Annotated in this window: 20 protein-coding genes; 8 read left to right on the forward strand and 12 right to left on the reverse strand. The window is 65.7% G+C overall.

Features of this window, described 5'->3' with window-relative positions:
* Nucleotides 1–3: 3 nt before the first annotated feature.
* Nucleotides 4–699: a tetratricopeptide repeat protein gene (locus KK488_RS08895; RefSeq protein ID WP_214622810.1), complete on the reverse strand. Its 696-nt coding sequence runs from the start codon at nt 697–699 to the stop codon at nt 4–6.
* A gap of 80 nt (nt 700–779) precedes the next feature.
* On the reverse strand, nt 780–1652 hold the full coding sequence (gene panB / locus KK488_RS08900; protein WP_214622811.1) for a 3-methyl-2-oxobutanoate hydroxymethyltransferase: 873 nt from the start codon (nt 1650–1652) through the stop codon (nt 780–782).
* A 163-nt stretch (nt 1653–1815) separates the two neighbouring features.
* Between panB and KK488_RS08905 the strand changes: the two genes are divergently transcribed.
* Nucleotides 1816–2901, forward strand: a complete 1086-nt coding sequence (locus KK488_RS08905; protein ID WP_250890204.1) for a helix-turn-helix transcriptional regulator — start codon at nt 1816–1818, stop codon at nt 2899–2901.
* Nucleotides 2902–3127: 226 nt separating this feature from the next.
* Here KK488_RS08905 and KK488_RS08910 read toward each other — a convergent pair whose 3' ends face one another.
* The 10 genes from KK488_RS08910 to KK488_RS08955 all read right to left on the reverse strand — a co-directional run bounded on the left by KK488_RS08910 (nt 3128) and on the right by KK488_RS08955 (nt 11251).
* Complete coding sequence (locus KK488_RS08910) at nt 3128–3352, reverse strand: hypothetical protein (protein ID WP_214622812.1); 225 nt, start codon at nt 3350–3352, stop codon at nt 3128–3130.
* Between the two features lie 64 nt (nt 3353–3416).
* The gene (locus tag KK488_RS21315; protein ID WP_250890205.1) at nt 3417–4208 is read right to left on the reverse strand and encodes a lamin tail domain-containing protein; all 792 of its coding nucleotides are present in this window, start codon (nt 4206–4208) and stop codon (nt 3417–3419) included.
* Between the two features lie 128 nt (nt 4209–4336).
* Complete coding sequence (locus tag KK488_RS08920) at nt 4337–5065, reverse strand: sigma-70 family RNA polymerase sigma factor (protein ID WP_214622813.1); 729 nt, start codon at nt 5063–5065, stop codon at nt 4337–4339.
* A 484-nt stretch (nt 5066–5549) separates the two neighbouring features.
* Entirely contained in the window at nt 5550–7655 is a 2106-nt protein-coding gene (flhA, locus tag KK488_RS08925) for a flagellar biosynthesis protein FlhA (RefSeq protein WP_214622814.1), read from the reverse strand.
* Between the two features lie 9 nt (nt 7656–7664).
* Nucleotides 7665–8579, reverse strand: a complete 915-nt coding sequence (locus KK488_RS08930; protein WP_214622815.1) for a lytic transglycosylase domain-containing protein — start codon at nt 8577–8579, stop codon at nt 7665–7667.
* Between the two features lie 167 nt (nt 8580–8746).
* Nucleotides 8747–9055: a hypothetical protein gene (locus tag KK488_RS08935; protein WP_214622816.1), complete on the reverse strand. Its 309-nt coding sequence runs from the start codon at nt 9053–9055 to the stop codon at nt 8747–8749.
* An 11-nt stretch (nt 9056–9066) separates the two neighbouring features.
* Nucleotides 9067–9357, reverse strand: coding sequence for a flagellar biosynthesis anti-sigma factor FlgM (gene flgM / locus KK488_RS08940; protein WP_214622817.1), 291 nt, complete (start codon nt 9355–9357; stop codon nt 9067–9069).
* Between the two features lie 54 nt (nt 9358–9411).
* Nucleotides 9412–9939 carry a flagella basal body P-ring formation protein FlgA gene (locus tag KK488_RS08945; protein WP_250890227.1) on the reverse strand — a complete coding sequence of 176 codons (528 nt, stop codon included), beginning with the start codon at nt 9937–9939 and terminating at the stop codon, nt 9412–9414.
* Between the two features lie 146 nt (nt 9940–10085).
* Entirely contained in the window at nt 10086–10586 is a 501-nt protein-coding gene (locus KK488_RS08950; protein ID WP_214622819.1) for an OmpA/MotB family protein, read from the reverse strand.
* Nucleotides 10583–11251: a motility protein A gene (locus KK488_RS08955; RefSeq protein WP_214622820.1), complete on the reverse strand. Its 669-nt coding sequence runs from the start codon at nt 11249–11251 to the stop codon at nt 10583–10585. Before KK488_RS08955 ends, KK488_RS08950 begins: the two co-directional genes overlap by 4 nt.
* Nucleotides 11252–11535: 284 nt before the next feature.
* Between KK488_RS08955 and KK488_RS08960 the strand changes: the two genes are divergently transcribed.
* From KK488_RS08960 to KK488_RS08990, 7 genes are read left to right on the forward strand one after another with little or no spacing between them, the layout of a single operon-like run.
* A complete protein-coding gene (locus tag KK488_RS08960) occupies nt 11536–11895 on the forward strand; it encodes a flagellar basal body rod protein FlgB (RefSeq protein WP_214622821.1) in 360 nt (119 codons plus the stop codon).
* A gap of 17 nt (nt 11896–11912) precedes the next feature.
* The gene (gene flgC, locus KK488_RS08965; protein ID WP_214622960.1) at nt 11913–12305 is read left to right on the forward strand and encodes a flagellar basal body rod protein FlgC; all 393 of its coding nucleotides are present in this window, start codon (nt 11913–11915) and stop codon (nt 12303–12305) included.
* Nucleotides 12302–12988 carry a flagellar hook assembly protein FlgD gene (locus KK488_RS08970; protein WP_214622822.1) on the forward strand — a complete coding sequence of 229 codons (687 nt, stop codon included), beginning with the start codon at nt 12302–12304 and terminating at the stop codon, nt 12986–12988. Before flgC ends, KK488_RS08970 begins: the two co-directional genes overlap by 4 nt.
* 28 nt (nt 12989–13016) lie before the next feature.
* Nucleotides 13017–13832, forward strand: coding sequence for a flagellar hook-basal body complex protein (locus KK488_RS08975; RefSeq protein ID WP_214622823.1), 816 nt, complete (start codon nt 13017–13019; stop codon nt 13830–13832).
* A gap of 35 nt (nt 13833–13867) precedes the next feature.
* Entirely contained in the window at nt 13868–14611 is a 744-nt protein-coding gene (gene flgF, locus KK488_RS08980) for a flagellar basal-body rod protein FlgF (protein WP_214622824.1), read from the forward strand.
* Nucleotides 14612–14636: 25 nt separating this feature from the next.
* Nucleotides 14637–15425: a flagellar basal-body rod protein FlgG gene (flgG, locus tag KK488_RS08985; protein ID WP_214622825.1), complete on the forward strand. Its 789-nt coding sequence runs from the start codon at nt 14637–14639 to the stop codon at nt 15423–15425.
* Between the two features lie 2 nt (nt 15426–15427).
* The gene (locus KK488_RS08990; RefSeq protein WP_214622826.1) at nt 15428–16111 is read left to right on the forward strand and encodes a flagellar basal body L-ring protein FlgH; all 684 of its coding nucleotides are present in this window, start codon (nt 15428–15430) and stop codon (nt 16109–16111) included.
* The last annotated feature ends 33 nt before the right edge of the window (nt 16112–16144 follow it).

The following is a 16144-nucleotide window of genomic DNA, read 5'->3' on the forward strand; positions in this document are numbered from 1 at the left end:
GTCTCAGCGCGCCAGTGCCGGCGCGGGAGCGGCCGGGGCGGCGGCCCCGAGGGCGCTCGCCATCTGGCCGGCGCGCAGCTTGATCGAATCCGGCACGGCCGCATCGCGCGCCAGGCTGCCGAACAGCTCGGCCGCCAGATCGCGCTTGCCCATCTTGAGATAGGCGATGGCGGTCAGCTCGCCGGCGCTGCCGTACCAGGCATTGCCCGGCACGGCCAGACCCTTGAGTGCGGCCACGACCTGATCGGGCGCCATGCTGTCGAAGCTGAGCGCGGTCTTGCGGATCAGGGCGGCGTCCTTGGCCGGCTGCAGCGCGGCGGGATCGGCGATGATGGCGTCATAGGTGGCCACGGCCTCCTTGTCGTCATTCTTGCCCGCGGCGAGCGCGGCCTTCACCAGCTGCGCCTGCGATTTGTAGCCCGGGCCACCTCCGGCGACCAGCTTGTCATAGACCGGCTGGTCGAGCGAGGCGGCTTCCGCGCTCTTGAGCAGGTCGGCGAACTGCTCGCTATTGGCCTCCGCGACGCTGTTGCGATGATTCTGCCACAGCAGCCAGCCGCCATAGGCGCCGAGCGCGAGAACCACCGCGCCCGCCACGACGCGGCCATATCTGCTCCAGAAGGACAGCATGTCGTCCTGGCGGACGGCATCGTCGACTTCCTTGATCAATGCATCGCTCTGATATGGCGTCAGGGCCAAATCGTGTCTCCAGTGAGAATATGGTCAATGTGAGGGAATTTGTGGCCGCGGACCTTAGCGGGGGCTGAACCCCAAGCAAATCACTTTTTGGATCGATAGAGCTGGTCGTCACCCGGGAAGCTGCGCGCGCGCACCTCTGCGGCATAATCTGCCGCGGCTTCGCCGATTGTCGCGGCGATGTCGGCATAGCGCTTCACGAAGCGCGGCGTGCGCTCGAACAGGCCCAGCATGTCCTCGGTCACCAGCACCTGCCCGTCGCAGCGCGGCGAGGCGCCGATGCCGATGGTGGGACAGGGGACGGCGCCGGTGATCGCGGCCGCGACCGGCTCCAGCACGCCCTCGATGACCATCGCGAAACAACCGGCGTCGGCGACGGCGCGCGCATCCTCCAGGATCTTGTGCGCTTCGGCCTCGTCCTTGCCACGCGGACCGTAGCCGCCGAGCATGTTGATCGCCTGTGGGGTGAGGCCGACATGGCCGCACACCGGAATGCCGCGCGCCGCGAGGAAGGCGATCGTCTCGGCCATGGCCGCGCCGCCCTCCAGCTTGACGCCCGCCGCGCCTGTTTCCTTGAGCAGGCGCGATGCGCTCTCGAAGGCCTGGGCAGGCGAGGCTTCGTAGCTGCCGAACGGCATGTCGATGATCACGACGCTGTGATAGCTGCCGCGCACCACCGCCGCGCCATGCGCCGCCATCATCTCCAGCGTGACCGGCACGCTCGACGGCAGCCCGTAGATGACCTGCCCGAGCGAATCCCCGACCAGCAGCATGTCGCAATGCGGATCGAGCAGCTGCGCCTGCCGCGCCGTGTAGGCGGTGAGCACGACGATCGGCTCGGCGGTGACGCCGTCGACCTTGCGGCCGCGCAGGGCCGGGATGGTCAGCCGCTTCATCGGCGCCGGGGTCGGATTGGCGCGGCTGGTCGCGGTGTCGAGCGTGTAGGTCGTGGACATGGCCGCGCTTTAGCCGATGGCGGGCGAGGGGGCCAGCCCGATGGGAGTGGGACCGGTCGGCCACCGTTCGTCGCAAAATCGGGCCGGAAGCTTAACGAAAATGCCTATCATGATTGACTTGTTCCGGGCCGCAGGGTGACGTGGAGGCCACGGAGATGTGGGTTTGGGTGAACGTGGATTGATCGAACAGGCGTTCGCGGAAGCGCCTTTCTCGGATGATGGCTGGCTTAAGGCACTGGATGTGATGGCGACCGCGACCGGATCGGCGCGCGGGCAGCTCATCTTCATGGGCGAGCGGCATCTGGGGTTCAACTGCGTCACCAACGTATCCGATGACTATTTCGGCGATTTCGTGGCGATCGAGGGTCACCGGCCCGAGGTGAACTGGCGGGTGGCGGCGAGTGGGCGACCGCTCGAAATCATCCACGAGCATCATTACGATGCCGCTCGCGCGGTGCATACCGACGAGCGTTATCTCGATCACGCCCGGCGTTTCGACGCGGAGGACGGCGCGCAGACTGTCCTCGCGACCGGGGCGAGCGGCCTGTTCGGTCTGGCGACGCTACGCGCGCGCAACGACGGCCGGACCGACGAGCGCGCCCGCGCGACATTCGGTTTTGCTGCGCATCATGCGCTGGCGGCGGTGCGCGCCCAGATCGCGCTGGAGAGCCAGGGCGCGGCGCTGGTACGCGGCTCGCTCGAAGCGCTGCGCGTCGCGGCGGTGCTGATCGACGGCAATGGCATGGTTTGCGCGGTGACGCCCGGCGCCGAAACGGTTCTCGCGTCCAACAGCTTCAAACTTGTTGGCCAGCAATTGATCGCGACGGCGAAACAGGATCACATCGCGCTCCAGGCGCGCATCGGCGCCGCGATGCGCGGCATCGACTTTGCCGGCCCGGATATGTGGACGCGCATTGCCGGCGCTGCCTGCCTCGTCGAGGTCACATCTTTGCCGTCGATGCGCTGGAATTTCGGTTTCCGGCCCCGCCTCATCGTGACATTCCGTTTTCCGGTGCCGATCGGAAGGGATGATGCTGCCCGGCTTGCTGCTGCCCTGCCGCTGACCCAGGCCGAGGCGGAAATCGTCGCGCTGCTGGCTGCGGGTCTGCCGCGCACCAATATCGCTGCAGTTCGCGGCACCAGCGCCGAGACGGTGGGCACACAGCTACGCGCCATCTTCGGAAAATGTGAAGTGCGTCGCGAAGCGGAACTTGTCGCGCTGGCAGTATCGCGCCTTTCGCCACGCTGAGCGCTTGTCCCGATCTGGGACGATTGCGGCCCTACCATGATCGGGGGATGCCGCCGCGCGGGAAGCTTTTTAGATCGGGTTCATGACGGCCGCCGCGTCCCTCTGGGTGACGCGGACCGTCAGGCTTGTCGGTTCCCGTGTGGGACGGGTTCCGATGGCTCCCCGGAGGTGCCTCGATGCCCGCGATCCGAGCGAGGCACCTCCCAAGTGGGTTACCGCGAGGCGATCATTGTTTCTTGGCCGCTTCCTGGGCGGCATCGCCCGCCTGCTGCGCAGCATCGCCGACCTGCTGGGCGGCATGGGAAATGGCGTCGTTCTTGTTGGTTTCCTTGCTGATGAGGAAATAGGCTCCCACCGCAATCAGCGCGACAATCAGGATGACGAGCACGGCCGTCAGGCCGTTGCCGCCGGAGCGCTCCACGATGACAGTTTTGGGGTCGTCGGTTGCCATGTCAGTCTCTCCACAATCGTCCGGTATTGCGGGGAGAATGATCGAGGCGTCCGGCAAGTTCCCGTCAGATGATTGCGGGGGCCTGCGTCCCGCGTCGCCGCAGCACCATGCCCAGCAGGCCGAGGCCGGCGATCAGCATCGCATAAGTGCGGGGCTCGGGCACGGCCGCCGCCTGCGCATATTGGCCGGGATTACCGACATCGAACCGGGCCACCGTCTCAAGATGCGGCACGAGCACGCCGTTCTCCAGCGTGTTGTAGGTGGTGAGCGCCACGTCATCGGACTTCGCGCTGCCATAGGCGTCGCCAACCGCCGAGCAGACCCAGCCGGCCGTCGTGGCAACGGCACCCGCCGCGCCGAACGGGCGGTTGCAGGAGGTGCCCGATGCCGGGAAGCCGACCGGATAGGTCACGCTGTCGACGATCGCGCTGGCCGCGTCATGGATGTTGATCGTGTCGTTCTTGCCGAGGTTGGACAGGCTGCCGATCGAATAGATTTTCGCGGACGCGGCGAGATTCCAGAAGGCGCGGAAATCCGTTACGGTCATCTCGGTCAGGATGAGCGATTCGCCGGCCGCGAGGCTGCCGAAAGCGCTGCCGAAGGCGCTGACGTCGCCTGCCTTGTCGTCGTCATAGACCCAGCCGTTGATGTCGACGGTGGTGTTGCCGAGATTGGTGATCTCGAAAAACTCGCGCTTGTCGCCGATCAGCTTGGGATTGGGGGTGCCGTCCTTCTTGAGCTCGACCGTGTTGAGGCCCTTGCCTTCGAACATGATCTCCGTGATCCGCACATCGGCGCGGGCGGCCCCGGCGAGGCAGAGCGTGGCGGCAAGCGCGCACAGGATTTTGCGACTCATGATTCCCCCCTTTTCTCAGGATAGTGCGCGGCGATCCGCGCGTCGGTTTTTCGACCGCGCGGCCCTAGGCATGGTTAATGTCGTTGAGATGACTCCGCGTCAGGCGCGGTGGTCGGGGTTCGGTGGCGTCAGGCCCATTCGGCCAGGCGGCCGCGCAGCTTGTCGAGGGCTGATTTCTTGATCTGGCAGACCCGCGCCGCGCCGATGTCGAGCGTCATGCCGATTTCCTCGAGGTTCATCTCCTCGACGAAATAGAGCTGCAGCACCATCGCCTCGCGTTCCGGCAGGTCGGAGATGCAGGCGGCGATCGCCTTCTTGAGGGACTCGCGTTCGAGCGCCTCGTCGGCCCGTTCGCCGACGTCGGCGAACCACATCGACTGGTCCGAATAGACCTCGTCCATGCTTTCATGCTGCGCAATATCCGTGCCGTCGGCGAGGTCGCGCCACGCCGCGGGATCAAGGCCGAGATGGTCGGCAACCTCGGATTCCCGCGCCGGACGGCCGAGCTTCTGCTCGAGTTCGCGCTTGGCGGCCTGGATGGTCTTGCGCCGTGCCATGGCGGAGCGGCAGAGCGTCGAATGGCGGCGCAGGTGATCGATCATCGCGCCGCGCACGCGCATTTGCGCATAGGCGGCGAACCCGTGACCGCGATCCTCGAAGCCGTTCGCGGCCTCGACGAGCGCGACCATGCCGATCTGCAGAAGATCCTCGATGTCGATGGCCGAAGAGACCCGGCCATGGACATGCCAGGCAATTTTCCGGACGAGCGGCATATATTGCTGCGCGAGATGATCCGGCGACGAGCCGGCCCCGCGTCCATAGGTATATGCTGCAACCTGGAGCTTTGCGCTTTGCATGCTGGGCGGTCTAACCCAAAAGCCTTAACGGACTTTTTCCAAAAAACTTTAGAGTTGACCGACGTAAATTTTTTTCGCGGCAATTTTTCGTGAGATCGGAGCCTGCACGAGATGTGCGGTTTTTGCAGCGACCTTCGGTCGAACGGGGGACGAACCTGCGGGTTCAGAAAGTCCACCTCGTGGCCATCGGGTCGAATGATACGGAAGCCGCGCGCGCCGATGTGAGGGTGGTGCACCGATGGGTGGTTCGGACGGTTCACAACGCTCCGAATGGCGACTGCTGCGGCATGGCGCGGCGCTGCATTTTCGCTGTCCTACAGGCCGGGAATCATGCCAACTCGACAGCGTTCTTTCTCACCTTGAAAATCGCTTTTTTCGATCAGTCGGTTGCGGGACCGGCAATCGCGCGCAATTTTATGGTGTTTCACCCGTGACCTTCGTGACCTTCGCCCGAAAGTGACCCGTCGTTGATCGATTGCCTCGATCAGGCGGCGAGGCGCTCGACGCGGTTGATCCGGTTCTCGTTGCCGACGACCGCGACGACCTCGACCGGCTTGCCGTCGGGAATCTCGAGGAAGGAAAGCACGGGCGTCTCGGGCAGGTGCGGCTTGAACAGGCGCGAGAGGGCACGGCGCGCGATCGGCGAAGTGACGATGGCGAAGCTGCGCGCCTGGGCCAGCAGCGGCCGGGCCGCCTCGCTCACCTGCTCGATGAGGCGTTGGGCCAGCGCCGGTTCGATCGGATGCTGCGCATCGCCGGCGACGCGCATCGCCTGGGCGAGCAGGCCTTCCAGCTCGCCGTCGAGCGTGATCACCGGCAGCGGCATCTTCACCGGCACGATGTTCTGGATGATCAGCGAGCCGATGCGCGCGCGCACGGCCTCGGCCAGCATGTCGGTGCTCATGTCCGGGCGCGCCACCGTGACCATCGCCTCGGCGATGCGGCGGAAGTCCTTGAGCGCGATGCCCTCGGCGAGCAGGGCGCGGCACAGCGCCGTGATCTGCGCGAGGCTGAGCGGCTGCGGCGAGAGGCCCTCGGCGAGCTGCGGCGCCACTTCCTTGAGCGTGTCGAGCAGCTTCTTGGCCTCGTCCATGCCGAAAATCTCGGAGGCGTTGTGGACGATCAGATGATTGAGGTGAGTCGCGACGACGGTCGAGGGGTCGACGACCGTATAGCCGGCGATGACCGCTTCGCTGCGGCGATCGGTGTCGATCCAGATGGCGTCGAGGCCGAAGGTGGGGTCGCGCGCGGCGCGGCCCTCGACCGTGCCGGTCAGGTCACCGCTGTCGAGCGCGAGCAATTCCTCGGGCCACAGCTCGTCCTCGCCGACGACGACGCCGGCGATGGTGATGCGATACTCGTTGGCACCGAGCGCGAGATTGTCCTTCACGCGGATCATCGGCACGACGAAGCCGAGCTCGCGCGACAGCTGGCGGCGGATGCCGGTGATGCGGCCGATCAGCGGCGCGTCCTTGCGCTCGTCGACCAGACCGATCAGGCCATAGCCGATCTCCAGGCCGAGCACCGCGCCGTCCGACACGTCCGACCATTCGATATGAGCCGGGTTCTCCGGGGCGGCCGGCACGTCGACCGGCGCTTCCTTCGCCGTCTTGGCCGCCTTGCGCAGGCGCCAGGCGACGAGGCCGGCGACGGCGGCCGCAGGGAGGATGATGACATGCGGCATGCCCGGCAGGATGCCAAGCACGGTGAGGATGCCAGCGACCGGGATCCAGGCCTTGCCGACCCCGAACTGCGAGCTGATCTGGCCGGACAGGTCGCGGTCGGACTTGACGCGGGTGACGATCGAGGCCGCGGCGATGGAGAGCAGCAGCGCGGGCACCTGCGCGACGAGGCCGTCGCCGATGGCCAGCAGCACATAGGTCTGCGCCGCCTGGCTGATGTCGAGGCCATGACTGACGACGCCGAGCACGATGCCGCCCACGATATTGATGACGAGGATGAGGATGCCGGCGACCGCGTCGCCTTTCACGAACTTGGAAGCACCGTCCATCGAGCCGTAGAAGTCGGCTTCCGTCGCGACTTCCGCGCGGCGGATCTTGGCTTCCTCGGCCGTTACGAGTCCGGCGTTGAGATCGGCGTCGATCGCCATCTGCTTGCCGGGCATGGCATCCAGCGTGAAGCGGGCGGAGACTTCCGAGACGCGGCCCGCGCCCTTGGTGATCACCACGAGGTTGATGATCATCAGGATCGCGAACACGAAGATGCCGACGACATAGTCGCCGCCGATGAGGAAGTTGCCGAATGCCTGGATGACATAGCCGGCCGCGTCATGCCCGGTATGGCCCTGGACCAGCACGACGCGGGTCGAGGCGACATTGAGCGCGAGGCGAAACAAGGTCGTGAACAGCAGCACCGTGGGGAAGCTGGAAAAATCGAGCGGCTTGGTCGCGTTCAGCGCCACCATCAGGACGGCGAGGCTGATCATGATGTTGGTGATGAAGCCGATGTCGAGCATGATCGCCGGAACCGGCACCATCATGAAGGTCACGAGCGCCAGGATGGCGAGCGGCAGGACCGCGCCTTTGGCCGAGTTCACCCAGATCTTGCCGTTGATGTCGCTGCGGGTCATGTCGGGTTCTTACCTTCCGAAGGTAGCAAGCATGAGATAGGCGAGGCGCGCGGTCTCGGCGCGCGGGGCGAAGGCGGGATAGGGCTGCTGCTGGCCGAGCATCTGCTGGCTGGCGAGCGCTTCCTCGCCGGAGATGGCGTCCGGCGTGTCGATGTCCGTCTCGGGCGCGGCGGCGCGCTGGGCCTGGGCGATGCGCATATAGTCGGCGGGCTGCACCATGTTGGCGCCCTCCGGGATGCCGCCGGCATAGCCGCCGCCCATATCGGCGCTGCTCGCATTGAGGCCGGCCGTCTGCGCGCCATTGGCGAGCTTGCTGGCGAAGCGGTCGCGGATGTCGGCCAGGCTGCGCGCGTTGCCGGTGCGGTCGTAGAAGATCGAGGCATTGGCGCGCGCCGCGGCGGGGAACAGGCTGGCGGCGGGTGTGTCCGGAGAATAGCTCATCGTCGCGAGGAACTTTGCGGCGCCGCCCGCGCCCAGGAAGTGGGCAAGATAGAGATCGGTCGAATCGGCGGGGCGGCCGATGCGCTGCTCAAGATAGGCGCGATTGTCCGAGGCGAGCTCGGCCGCCATGACCGAGGCGGTCTCGGGATGGTTGCGCAGGTCGAGGATCTGCTGGCGCGTCGCGGCGTCGGCGACATAATAGCGCCCGCCCGACTGCTGGATCGCGTCCGACGCCCAGCTCATGCCATATTTGGCGCCATTGTCCTTGACGACGTGGAGCCAGCTCTGGTCGAGAAACTGATAGAGGCCGGTCGCGCTTGAGGTGCCGGCGCGCGCGGTCGGGTTCATGCTCGATTCGAGCTGAGCCTGACCCATGAGATAAGTGAAATCGACGCCCGTCCGGCGGCTAGCCGTGGCGATCGCTTGCGTGACCCGGCTGGGTGTGCCGGCAATAGTGTTGGTCGTCAGTCCATAAGTGGACATGGCTGGCCTTTGACCCCGTGTTGGTACCGGCGGTCAAATCAGCAAGAAGCGTGCCAATATGGGCCTACTATAAGGTCGCGTAATTGTCGTGCGACGACAAGCAGGTAGGGCGCGCTACGGAAAGGGGTGCGAGGATCCCGCTTTCGCAGGAGCGCCAAGATCGGAGGTCAGCGCGTCGGCCGATAAAGCGCTTGCGGCGCGTCCACATTCTGCGCGGCGAAAGCGGCGTGCTTCAGCCCGGCCAGATCGGCGAGCAGGCAGGCGAGCATGCGCGAGGAATCGAGTTCGGCGATCACGGTTTTGACGCGGGCCTTGAGCTCCGCATTGCTGCGCCAGGCGCCAAGGGGCTGGACGGCATCCATCGCCGTGCGAAAGCGGATCATGGCCGTCTCGATGTCGCTCAGATCGGCTTTCTGCATCGCAGCGCGCAAGTGCGCGGCCGCGGCGGAGAGATCATCGATCAGGGCGAGCGACATAGTGCGTTATCTCAGTATTTTTCGACCGGCAGGTCGAGATCGATCATTTTCTCGGCGATCTTGTCGGGATCGACGGGATAATTGCCGGATGCGATGGCCTGCTTGATGCGCGAGATGCGCGCGAGATCGATCGGCGCGCCCTGCGCCGCCATGCGCGCGGCCGGCGTCTGAACCGTGGTCGCGACGCTTTCTGTCGCCGCTGCCTCGATCGTGACCTTGGCGGTCGACCGCGACTGCGCCGTCTCGCGCAGCCTGGCTGCCTCGATTGCGGCGTTCAGCGACTGGCCAACAGACTTGATCATCACTTAATCCCTTTCTGTCCGATCGCATCTATATACGGATCGGTTCAAGAAAGCTTAAATTCCTGGAATACGAACCACACCAATATTTTCGACACGCGCCATGACCGGCGTCGCCTTGGGGTCCTGACGCACACGGATGAGTGCGCCGACCGCGCCATCCTCATCGGCGATCATCATGCGCGAGATCGAGAATTCCTCATTGCCGGCGACGAGCTGGACCGGGTCGCCCTTCTTGATGACGACCGACTGCGGCACCGCGCCGTAAGCCCTAGCAATCTGCGGATTCTGGGCCGGCTGGGCCTGCTGGCCGCCGGGCACGAGCGGCACGCGGATGCGCCAGCCGAGGGCGGCGCAGGAGACGGTCGCGGCGTTCATCTGACCCGCGTCGACGGTCGGCTGCTGCGGACAGGGCGCGAGGCGCAGGCGGCGGTCGATCATCGTCACTGGGCCCCCGGGCTGGCCGCGATTGGCACCCACGCTCATCGCCACGAGGCTGTCGAGCCGGTCGAGATTTTCGAATCCCTGCTGCGCATAAGCGCGCGGCGGCGCGACGATCCCGGTCATGAAGCCGCAGAGCAGCATCAGAAAAGCCGCGAACATGGCGCGGGGTAGAGGGAACGGGCGGTGGGTCATGGTGGCGGAACTCCGTCTATGCACGCGAGAGACGCAGCAAGGAGTGTGCCAGATTGTTTCCCGCTATTTCCGTGAACGCGGGAATCGCGGGCATTCTATTGCGGCTGGGCGAGCGGCTTCTCGACGATCCGGATGATCTGCCTGCCCGGCGCCCTGCCATCGGCATCCTCCGCAAGCCCAGCGATGCGCAGGCGTTGCTGGGGGATGCCCGCCGCCACGAGCGCGCGCGCCACGGCGCCAAGGCGGGCGGCCGCCAGATCCCAGGCATCGAAGCGATGATTGCCGCCGTCCACGCCAATGGACTGAATCTGAATGATTTCCTTCGAGGTTGCGAACGGCTTTGCGGCCTTGAGCAACACAATTTTGCCTTGCATGCTGAGGAACGCTTCGCCCGGCTCGAACAGGCTGCGCGCCTGCAGGTCGGCCTGCGCGGGCGCTTCGATCGCGCCGAAATAACTGCCGATGCCGGCGAGCGCCCGGTCGCGCTGGACCTGGTTGGCCTGCAGCAGCACGAAGAAGCCGAGCAGCAGCAGGCAGAGATCGGCGAAGCTCAGCGCCCAGCGGCCGCGATTGGCGCGGGGGATCGCGCGGCTCATGCGACCTCGCGCGTGATCGATCGGCGCAGCATGCCGGGCTCGCGCGTCGCGATCGCGATCAGCCGGTCGGCAAAGGCCTGCTGCCAGGCCAGCTCGCGCTCGGAGAGGCCGGCGAGGCGATTGGCGATCGGCCCCGCAATGGCGTTGGCCAGGATCATGCCGTGCAGCGTCGTCATGAGCGCGAGCGCCATGGATGGGCCGATGGAGGATGGATCGCGCATGCCGGCAAACATGCCGATCAGGCCGATGATCGTGCCGGCCATGCCCATCGCCGGCGCCGCGTCGGCCAGCGCGTTCCAGAAGGAAATGACGCGGGCGTGGCGCTCGCGCCGGTCCTCCAGCACCTGATTGATCCAGCTGCTGAAATGGTCGACGTCGCTGGCGTTGGCGAGGCTGTTGAGCGCCTGGGCGATGAAGGGATGGTTGGATTTCAGCCGGTCCGTGCGGGCGAGCCCCTTGAGTTCGGCCACCGCTTCGACCTTGAATAACAGGGCTCGCGCAGCATCGCGCTCATCGTCCGGTCGGGCACGGAAAAGCGGGCCGAGCGCGGCAAAGGCGCTGGTGGCGGTTTCCATGCCGGTCTGCATGAGCGCGATCACACCGGCGCCGAGCGCCACCGTGACGAGCGGCAACGGTGCGAAAACATGGCCGATTATGTCCGTCATTCGCCCCGCACGCCCCTTTTTGGCGGATTCCAGCCCCCGATGCCGGCGGCGGATTCCTGCCGGCAATAATGTGCCGCCGACCGGCAAGAATTTGCCGCCCTTGCCGCTCCAACGCCCAGAAAGCGCGGAAATCCTTATCTTAACCATCCGGCAACCGGTCCGGACGGCAAATTGGCACGGCCTTTGCAGATATTCCCTGCGGGCATGGGTCATGCCTGAACCGGGCCAGTTCATCCGGTCAGAACGACCCGGGCCGAAGGACTTTAAGGGGAAGGCACGAAAAAATGTCGTCGGTCGAAGACAGTTTGTTCGGCATTCATGGCAAGGCCCTGGCGCTGCGCTCGCAGCGGCTGGAGCTGATCGCCTCGAATATCGCGAACGCGTCCACCCCGGGCTACAAGGCGCGGGACATCGATTTCGACAAGGCGCTCGCCAGCGCGACCAGCCAGCAGGGCTCGGTCGCCGGCGCGCTCGAGACCGCGATGGGCTATCGCACCCCGCTGCAGGCGAACCCCGACGGCAACACCGTCGAGATCTCGACCGAGCAGACCCTCTTCGCCGAGAATGCGGTCAAGTATCGCACCACGCTCTCCTTCCTGGAAGGGCGGCTGAACACTATTACGCGCGCGCTGCGGGGAGAATGATCGTGGCTAACAAGCCTATGAACATCTTCGACATCTCGGGCCGGGCCATGTCGGCCCAGCTCGTCCGGCTGAACGCCACCGCATCGAACCTGGCCAATGCCGGTTCGGTCTCGGGCACGCAGGCCGGCGCCTATCGCGCGATCCGCCCGGTCTTCTCGACCGTGCAGGAAAAGCCCGGCGTCTCGACCGTCAAGGTCGACAAGGTGCTGACCTCCGATACGCCCGCCACCCGCCGCCACGATCCCGGCCACCCGCTCGCGGACGCCAATGGCGACGTGTGGGAGGCAGGCGTCGACAGCAGCCAGGAGCTCGTCGAGATGGTCGAGAGCGCCCGGCAGTACCAGAACAATGTGCAGGTCCTCCAGACCGCCAAATCCCTCATCCTCGATACGATAAGGCTCGGCAAATGACGACGACCAGCACTGACAACAAGGTCACCAGTCCCTGGACGGTCGACAGCTCGACGGCGGTCACCAACCGCAATCTCGCGCAGACGACGACCAAGGACAATTCAACCATCGACATGAATGGTTTCATGAAACTGCTGACCACACAGATGCAGTATCAGGATCCGTTCTCGCCGATGGACAACAGCCAGATGGTCGCGCAGATGGCGCAATTCTCGCAGCTGGCCTCGGCGACCCAGTCCAACACGCTGCTCGGCAACATCGCGGACTCGGTGGGCGGCGGGCGCCTGTCGGACGCGGCGAGCTGGATCGGCAAGTCGATGCTGGTCAAGAGCAACATCGCCACGCCCGACAGCTCCGGCTCCTATGCCGGCGAGCTGACCCTCGGCGCGGATTCGAACAATGTCTCGGTCGATCTGGTCGATGGCAGCGGCACTGTCGTCAAGACGCTGCAGCTCGGCGCGCAGAAGGCCGGTGCCGTGCCTTTCTATTGGGATGGCAAGAACGAGGCCGGCGAGTTCGCCGGCGGCCAGGCGCTCAAGGTTCAGGTCAGCGGCGCCGCACCCAAGCAGATCGCGACCTGGGCGACCATCGCGGCCATCCAGTCCCCCGCGAGCGGCGCCAGCGCCCAGCTCATCACCGCCCTCGGCAATTATTCCGCAACCGACGCCCTGCGCCTCGGCTGATCCATCCGTTTCTTGAGGAGTTGAACCCATGTCCTTCTATATCTCGCTTTCCGGCCTCAAGGCGGCCCAGACCGACCTCGGCGTGATCGCCAACAACGTCGCGAACGTCTCCTCGGTTGCCTTCAAGAAGAGCAGCGCGCAGTTCGGCGACATCTTCGCCGCGACGGGTGGTCCGGCGGGAGGCAACGGTGTGCGTCTGGTCGGCGTCCAGCAGCAGTTCACGCAGGGCACGCTCGAAACGACGGACAAGACGCTCGATCTCGCCGTCACCGGCGAAGGCTTCTTCACGGTGAAGGGCGCCGGCAATGGCCCGGTCAGCTATACCCGCGCCGGCGCGTTCGGCGTCGACAAGAATCGCAACGTGATCGACTCGACCGGCGCGCATCTCCAGGTTCTGCCGACCGATGCCACGGGCCTGCCGACCGGCACGGCGGCGTCCGATCTCACGGATCTCGTGATCCCCACGGACAATGGCGCCACGCCGCCGGTCCAGCTCTCGGCCATCTCGATTTCCGAAACCGGCCTGGTCGCGGCGACCTATGCCGACGGCTCCGTCAAGAATCTCGGCGTCGTAGCCATGGCCAGCTTCCCGGCTCAGGATGAGCTGCGCCAACAGGGCGACGCGCACTGGATCGCGAGCGGCGAGAGCGGCGCGGCCGTCTATGGCGGGGGCAATAGCGGCATGTTCGGCGCGGTCCGCTCGGGAACGCTTGAGCGCTCCAACGTCGACATCACCGAGGAGCTGGTCGCGCTCATCTCCGCGCAGCGCAATTACCAGGCAAACGCCAAGGCGATCGAGACTGCGACGACCATGACGCAGACCATCACCAACATGCGCACCTGATCGCTGATCCGGCTCACTGAACGAGGACCCTGCAGATGGATCGTCTCATTGATGTGGCTCGCACGGCGCTGCGCGGCACGATGGCACGGCAGACGGCGATTGCGAACAATCTCGCCAATGCCAACACCACCGGCTTTCGCGCGGAAATCGCCAATGCCTCGACACGCTGGATCGGCGGGGGCGCCCTCCAGAGCCGCGCGGAGCAGGTCGACCAGGTCATCGGCGCGGATCTCAAGTCGGGGGCGCTGGTCCAGACGGGCAATCCGCTCGACATCGCGCTGGACGGCGATGGCTTCATCGCCGTCCAGGCGAGCGACGGCTCGGAAGGCTATACGCGCCGCGGCGACCTCAAGCTCAACGACAGCGGCCTGCTGACCACCGGCGACGGTTATCCCGTGCTGGGCGAGGGTGGGCCGATCACGCTCCCTCCCGCCGACAGCGTCAAGATCGCCAAGGATGGCGGCGTCTGGATCGTCCCGCAGGGCGGCCAGATCGACCAGCCGCAGCTCGTCGACACGATCAAGTTGGTCAACGCCAAGGGATCGACGATCGCCAAGGGGACCGACACGCTCTTCCGCGAAGTCAATGGCGGCGCCCTGCCGCAGGATCCGATGGCCAGCGTGACCTCCGGTTCGCTCGAGGGATCGAACGTCAACGCCACCACCGCGCTCGTTCAGATGATCGACGCCAGCCGTGCCTGGGAAACGCAGATCAAGATGATCGATACCGCCAAGGACATCGATAGCGGCGGCGCCAGCCTCATGCGCCTCGACGCCTAAGACACAAGAATAGGGGATCAGAACAATGTCGTCAGCAGCTCTTCAAGTCGCTCGCACCGGGCTCGACGCCCAGGACGTCAAGATGCGCGTCATCTCCAACAATCTGGCGAACGTCAACACGACGGGCTTCAAGCGCGACCGCGCCAATTTCGAGACGCTGGCCTATCAGCAGATCACGGCGGCCGGCGCGCAGGGCGACGCGCAGAACAAGCTTGCGATCGGCCTGAATCTGGGCTCCGGCGTCAAGCTGACCGGCACCGAGCGGATCGATACGCAGGGCACGTTCGCGACGACGGACCAGCCGCTCGATCTCGCGATCGAAGGCTCCGGTTATTTCCAGGTGCTGCGTCCGGACGGCTCGACTGCTTATACGCGCGCCGGCAATTTCAAGACCAGCGCCGACGGCACGGTCACGACCTCGGACGGTCTCCCGCTCGTCCCGCAGATTCAGGTGCCGGAAGGCGCCTCGGCCCTGACCATCGGCAATGACGGCACCGTGTCCGCGACGCTCGCCGGGCAGAGCGAGCCAACCCAGCTGGGCCAGATCGAAACCGCGCGCTTCGTCAATCCCGCCGGGCTCCAGGCGATCAGTGGCAACTTGCTCGTCGAGACGGCCTCATCGGGTGCGCCGCAGGTTGGTGCAGCCGGGCTCGAAGGCCGCGGCACCATCCGTCAGGGCACGCTGGAGCAGTCCAACGTGAATACCGTCGAAGAGCTGGTCGACATGATCGAGACGCAGCGCGCCTATGAGATTTCCTCGAAGATGATCAAGGCGACCGACGAAATGCTCCAGTACGTCAATCAGCAGCTCTGATCATGAAGACGCTCATCACCCTCGGCGCGATCGCCGCGCTCATCGCCACGCCGGCTTCAGCCGGACTCTTCGGCAAGAAGCAGGATCCGATGGCCGATCCGGCCTATCAGCCCACCTTTTCGTCCGAGGAGGCGCCCGCGGCACATGCCAATGGCTCCATCTTCCAGGCCAGCGCCGGCTACTCGGCGCTGTTCAACGGCGCCCGCGCCGCGCAGGTCGGCGACATCATCACCATCCTGCTCGTCGAGCGGACCCAGGCGACCAAGAGCAACAGCGCCAATACGGATCGTTCCGGCAGCATCGGCCTGACGCCGCCGAGCACCGGCCCGTTCAGCAAGCTGTTCAGCGCGAGCGATGTCGGCGCCAGCGGCAGCCAGGGCTTCAAGGGCAAGGGCGACGCCGCCCAGTCCAATGCGCTTTCCGGCGAGATCACCGTGACGATCGCCAAGGTCTATGCGAACGGCACGATGCTCGTGCGCGGCCAGAAGGCGCTGACGCTCAATCGCGGCGACGAATATGTCCAGATTTCCGGGCTGGTGCGCCAGGCCGACATCGGTCCGGACAACCGCGTGCTCTCCACGCGCGTCGCGGACGCCCGCATCACCTACACCGGCAAGGGCGAGATTGCCCGGGCGAGCCGCCAGGGCTGGCTGCAGCGCTTCTTCTCCATGATCAGCCCTTTCTGACGGAGCATCCCGGCATGATTTCCCGCTTTCCTA

Source organism: Sphingobium nicotianae (assembly GCF_018603885.1).
In the GTDB taxonomy this organism is placed as follows: domain Bacteria; phylum Pseudomonadota; class Alphaproteobacteria; order Sphingomonadales; family Sphingomonadaceae; genus Sphingobium; species Sphingobium nicotianae.

Excerpts from the sequence above, each read along its gene's own strand:
- KK488_RS08935 (WP_214622816.1), bottom strand. The coding sequence starts at position 9,055 with ATGTCGCTCGCCCTGATCGATGATCTCTCCGCCGCGGCCGCGCACTTG.
- KK488_RS08930 (WP_214622815.1), bottom strand. The coding sequence starts at position 8,579 with ATGTCCACTTATGGACTGACGACCAACACTATTGCCGGCACACCCAGC.
- flgF (WP_214622824.1), top strand. The coding sequence starts at position 13,868 with ATGGATCGTCTCATTGATGTGGCTCGCACGGCGCTGCGCGGCACGATG.
- KK488_RS08975 (WP_214622823.1), top strand. The coding sequence starts at position 13,017 with ATGTCCTTCTATATCTCGCTTTCCGGCCTCAAGGCGGCCCAGACCGAC.
- KK488_RS08945 (WP_250890227.1), bottom strand. The coding sequence starts at position 9,939 with ATGCTGCTCTGCGGCTTCATGACCGGGATCGTCGCGCCGCCGCGCGCT.
- KK488_RS21315 (WP_250890205.1), bottom strand. The coding sequence starts at position 4,208 with ATGAGTCGCAAAATCCTGTGCGCGCTTGCCGCCACGCTCTGCCTCGCC.
- flgM (WP_214622817.1), bottom strand. The coding sequence starts at position 9,357 with ATGATCAAGTCTGTTGGCCAGTCGCTGAACGCCGCAATCGAGGCAGCC.
- flgG (WP_214622825.1), top strand. The coding sequence starts at position 14,637 with ATGTCGTCAGCAGCTCTTCAAGTCGCTCGCACCGGGCTCGACGCCCAG.
- KK488_RS08990 (WP_214622826.1), top strand. The coding sequence starts at position 15,428 with ATGAAGACGCTCATCACCCTCGGCGCGATCGCCGCGCTCATCGCCACG.
- panB (WP_214622811.1), bottom strand. The coding sequence starts at position 1,652 with ATGTCCACGACCTACACGCTCGACACCGCGACCAGCCGCGCCAATCCG.
- KK488_RS08960 (WP_214622821.1), top strand. The coding sequence starts at position 11,536 with ATGTCGTCGGTCGAAGACAGTTTGTTCGGCATTCATGGCAAGGCCCTG.
- flgC (WP_214622960.1), top strand. The coding sequence starts at position 11,913 with ATGAACATCTTCGACATCTCGGGCCGGGCCATGTCGGCCCAGCTCGTC.
- KK488_RS08920 (WP_214622813.1), bottom strand. The coding sequence starts at position 5,065 with ATGCAAAGCGCAAAGCTCCAGGTTGCAGCATATACCTATGGACGCGGG.
- KK488_RS08950 (WP_214622819.1), bottom strand. The coding sequence starts at position 10,586 with ATGAGCCGCGCGATCCCCCGCGCCAATCGCGGCCGCTGGGCGCTGAGC.
- KK488_RS08970 (WP_214622822.1), top strand. The coding sequence starts at position 12,302 with ATGACGACGACCAGCACTGACAACAAGGTCACCAGTCCCTGGACGGTC.
- KK488_RS08910 (WP_214622812.1), bottom strand. The coding sequence starts at position 3,352 with ATGGCAACCGACGACCCCAAAACTGTCATCGTGGAGCGCTCCGGCGGC.
- flhA (WP_214622814.1), bottom strand. The coding sequence starts at position 7,655 with ATGACCCGCAGCGACATCAACGGCAAGATCTGGGTGAACTCGGCCAAA.
- KK488_RS08955 (WP_214622820.1), bottom strand. The coding sequence starts at position 11,251 with ATGACGGACATAATCGGCCATGTTTTCGCACCGTTGCCGCTCGTCACG.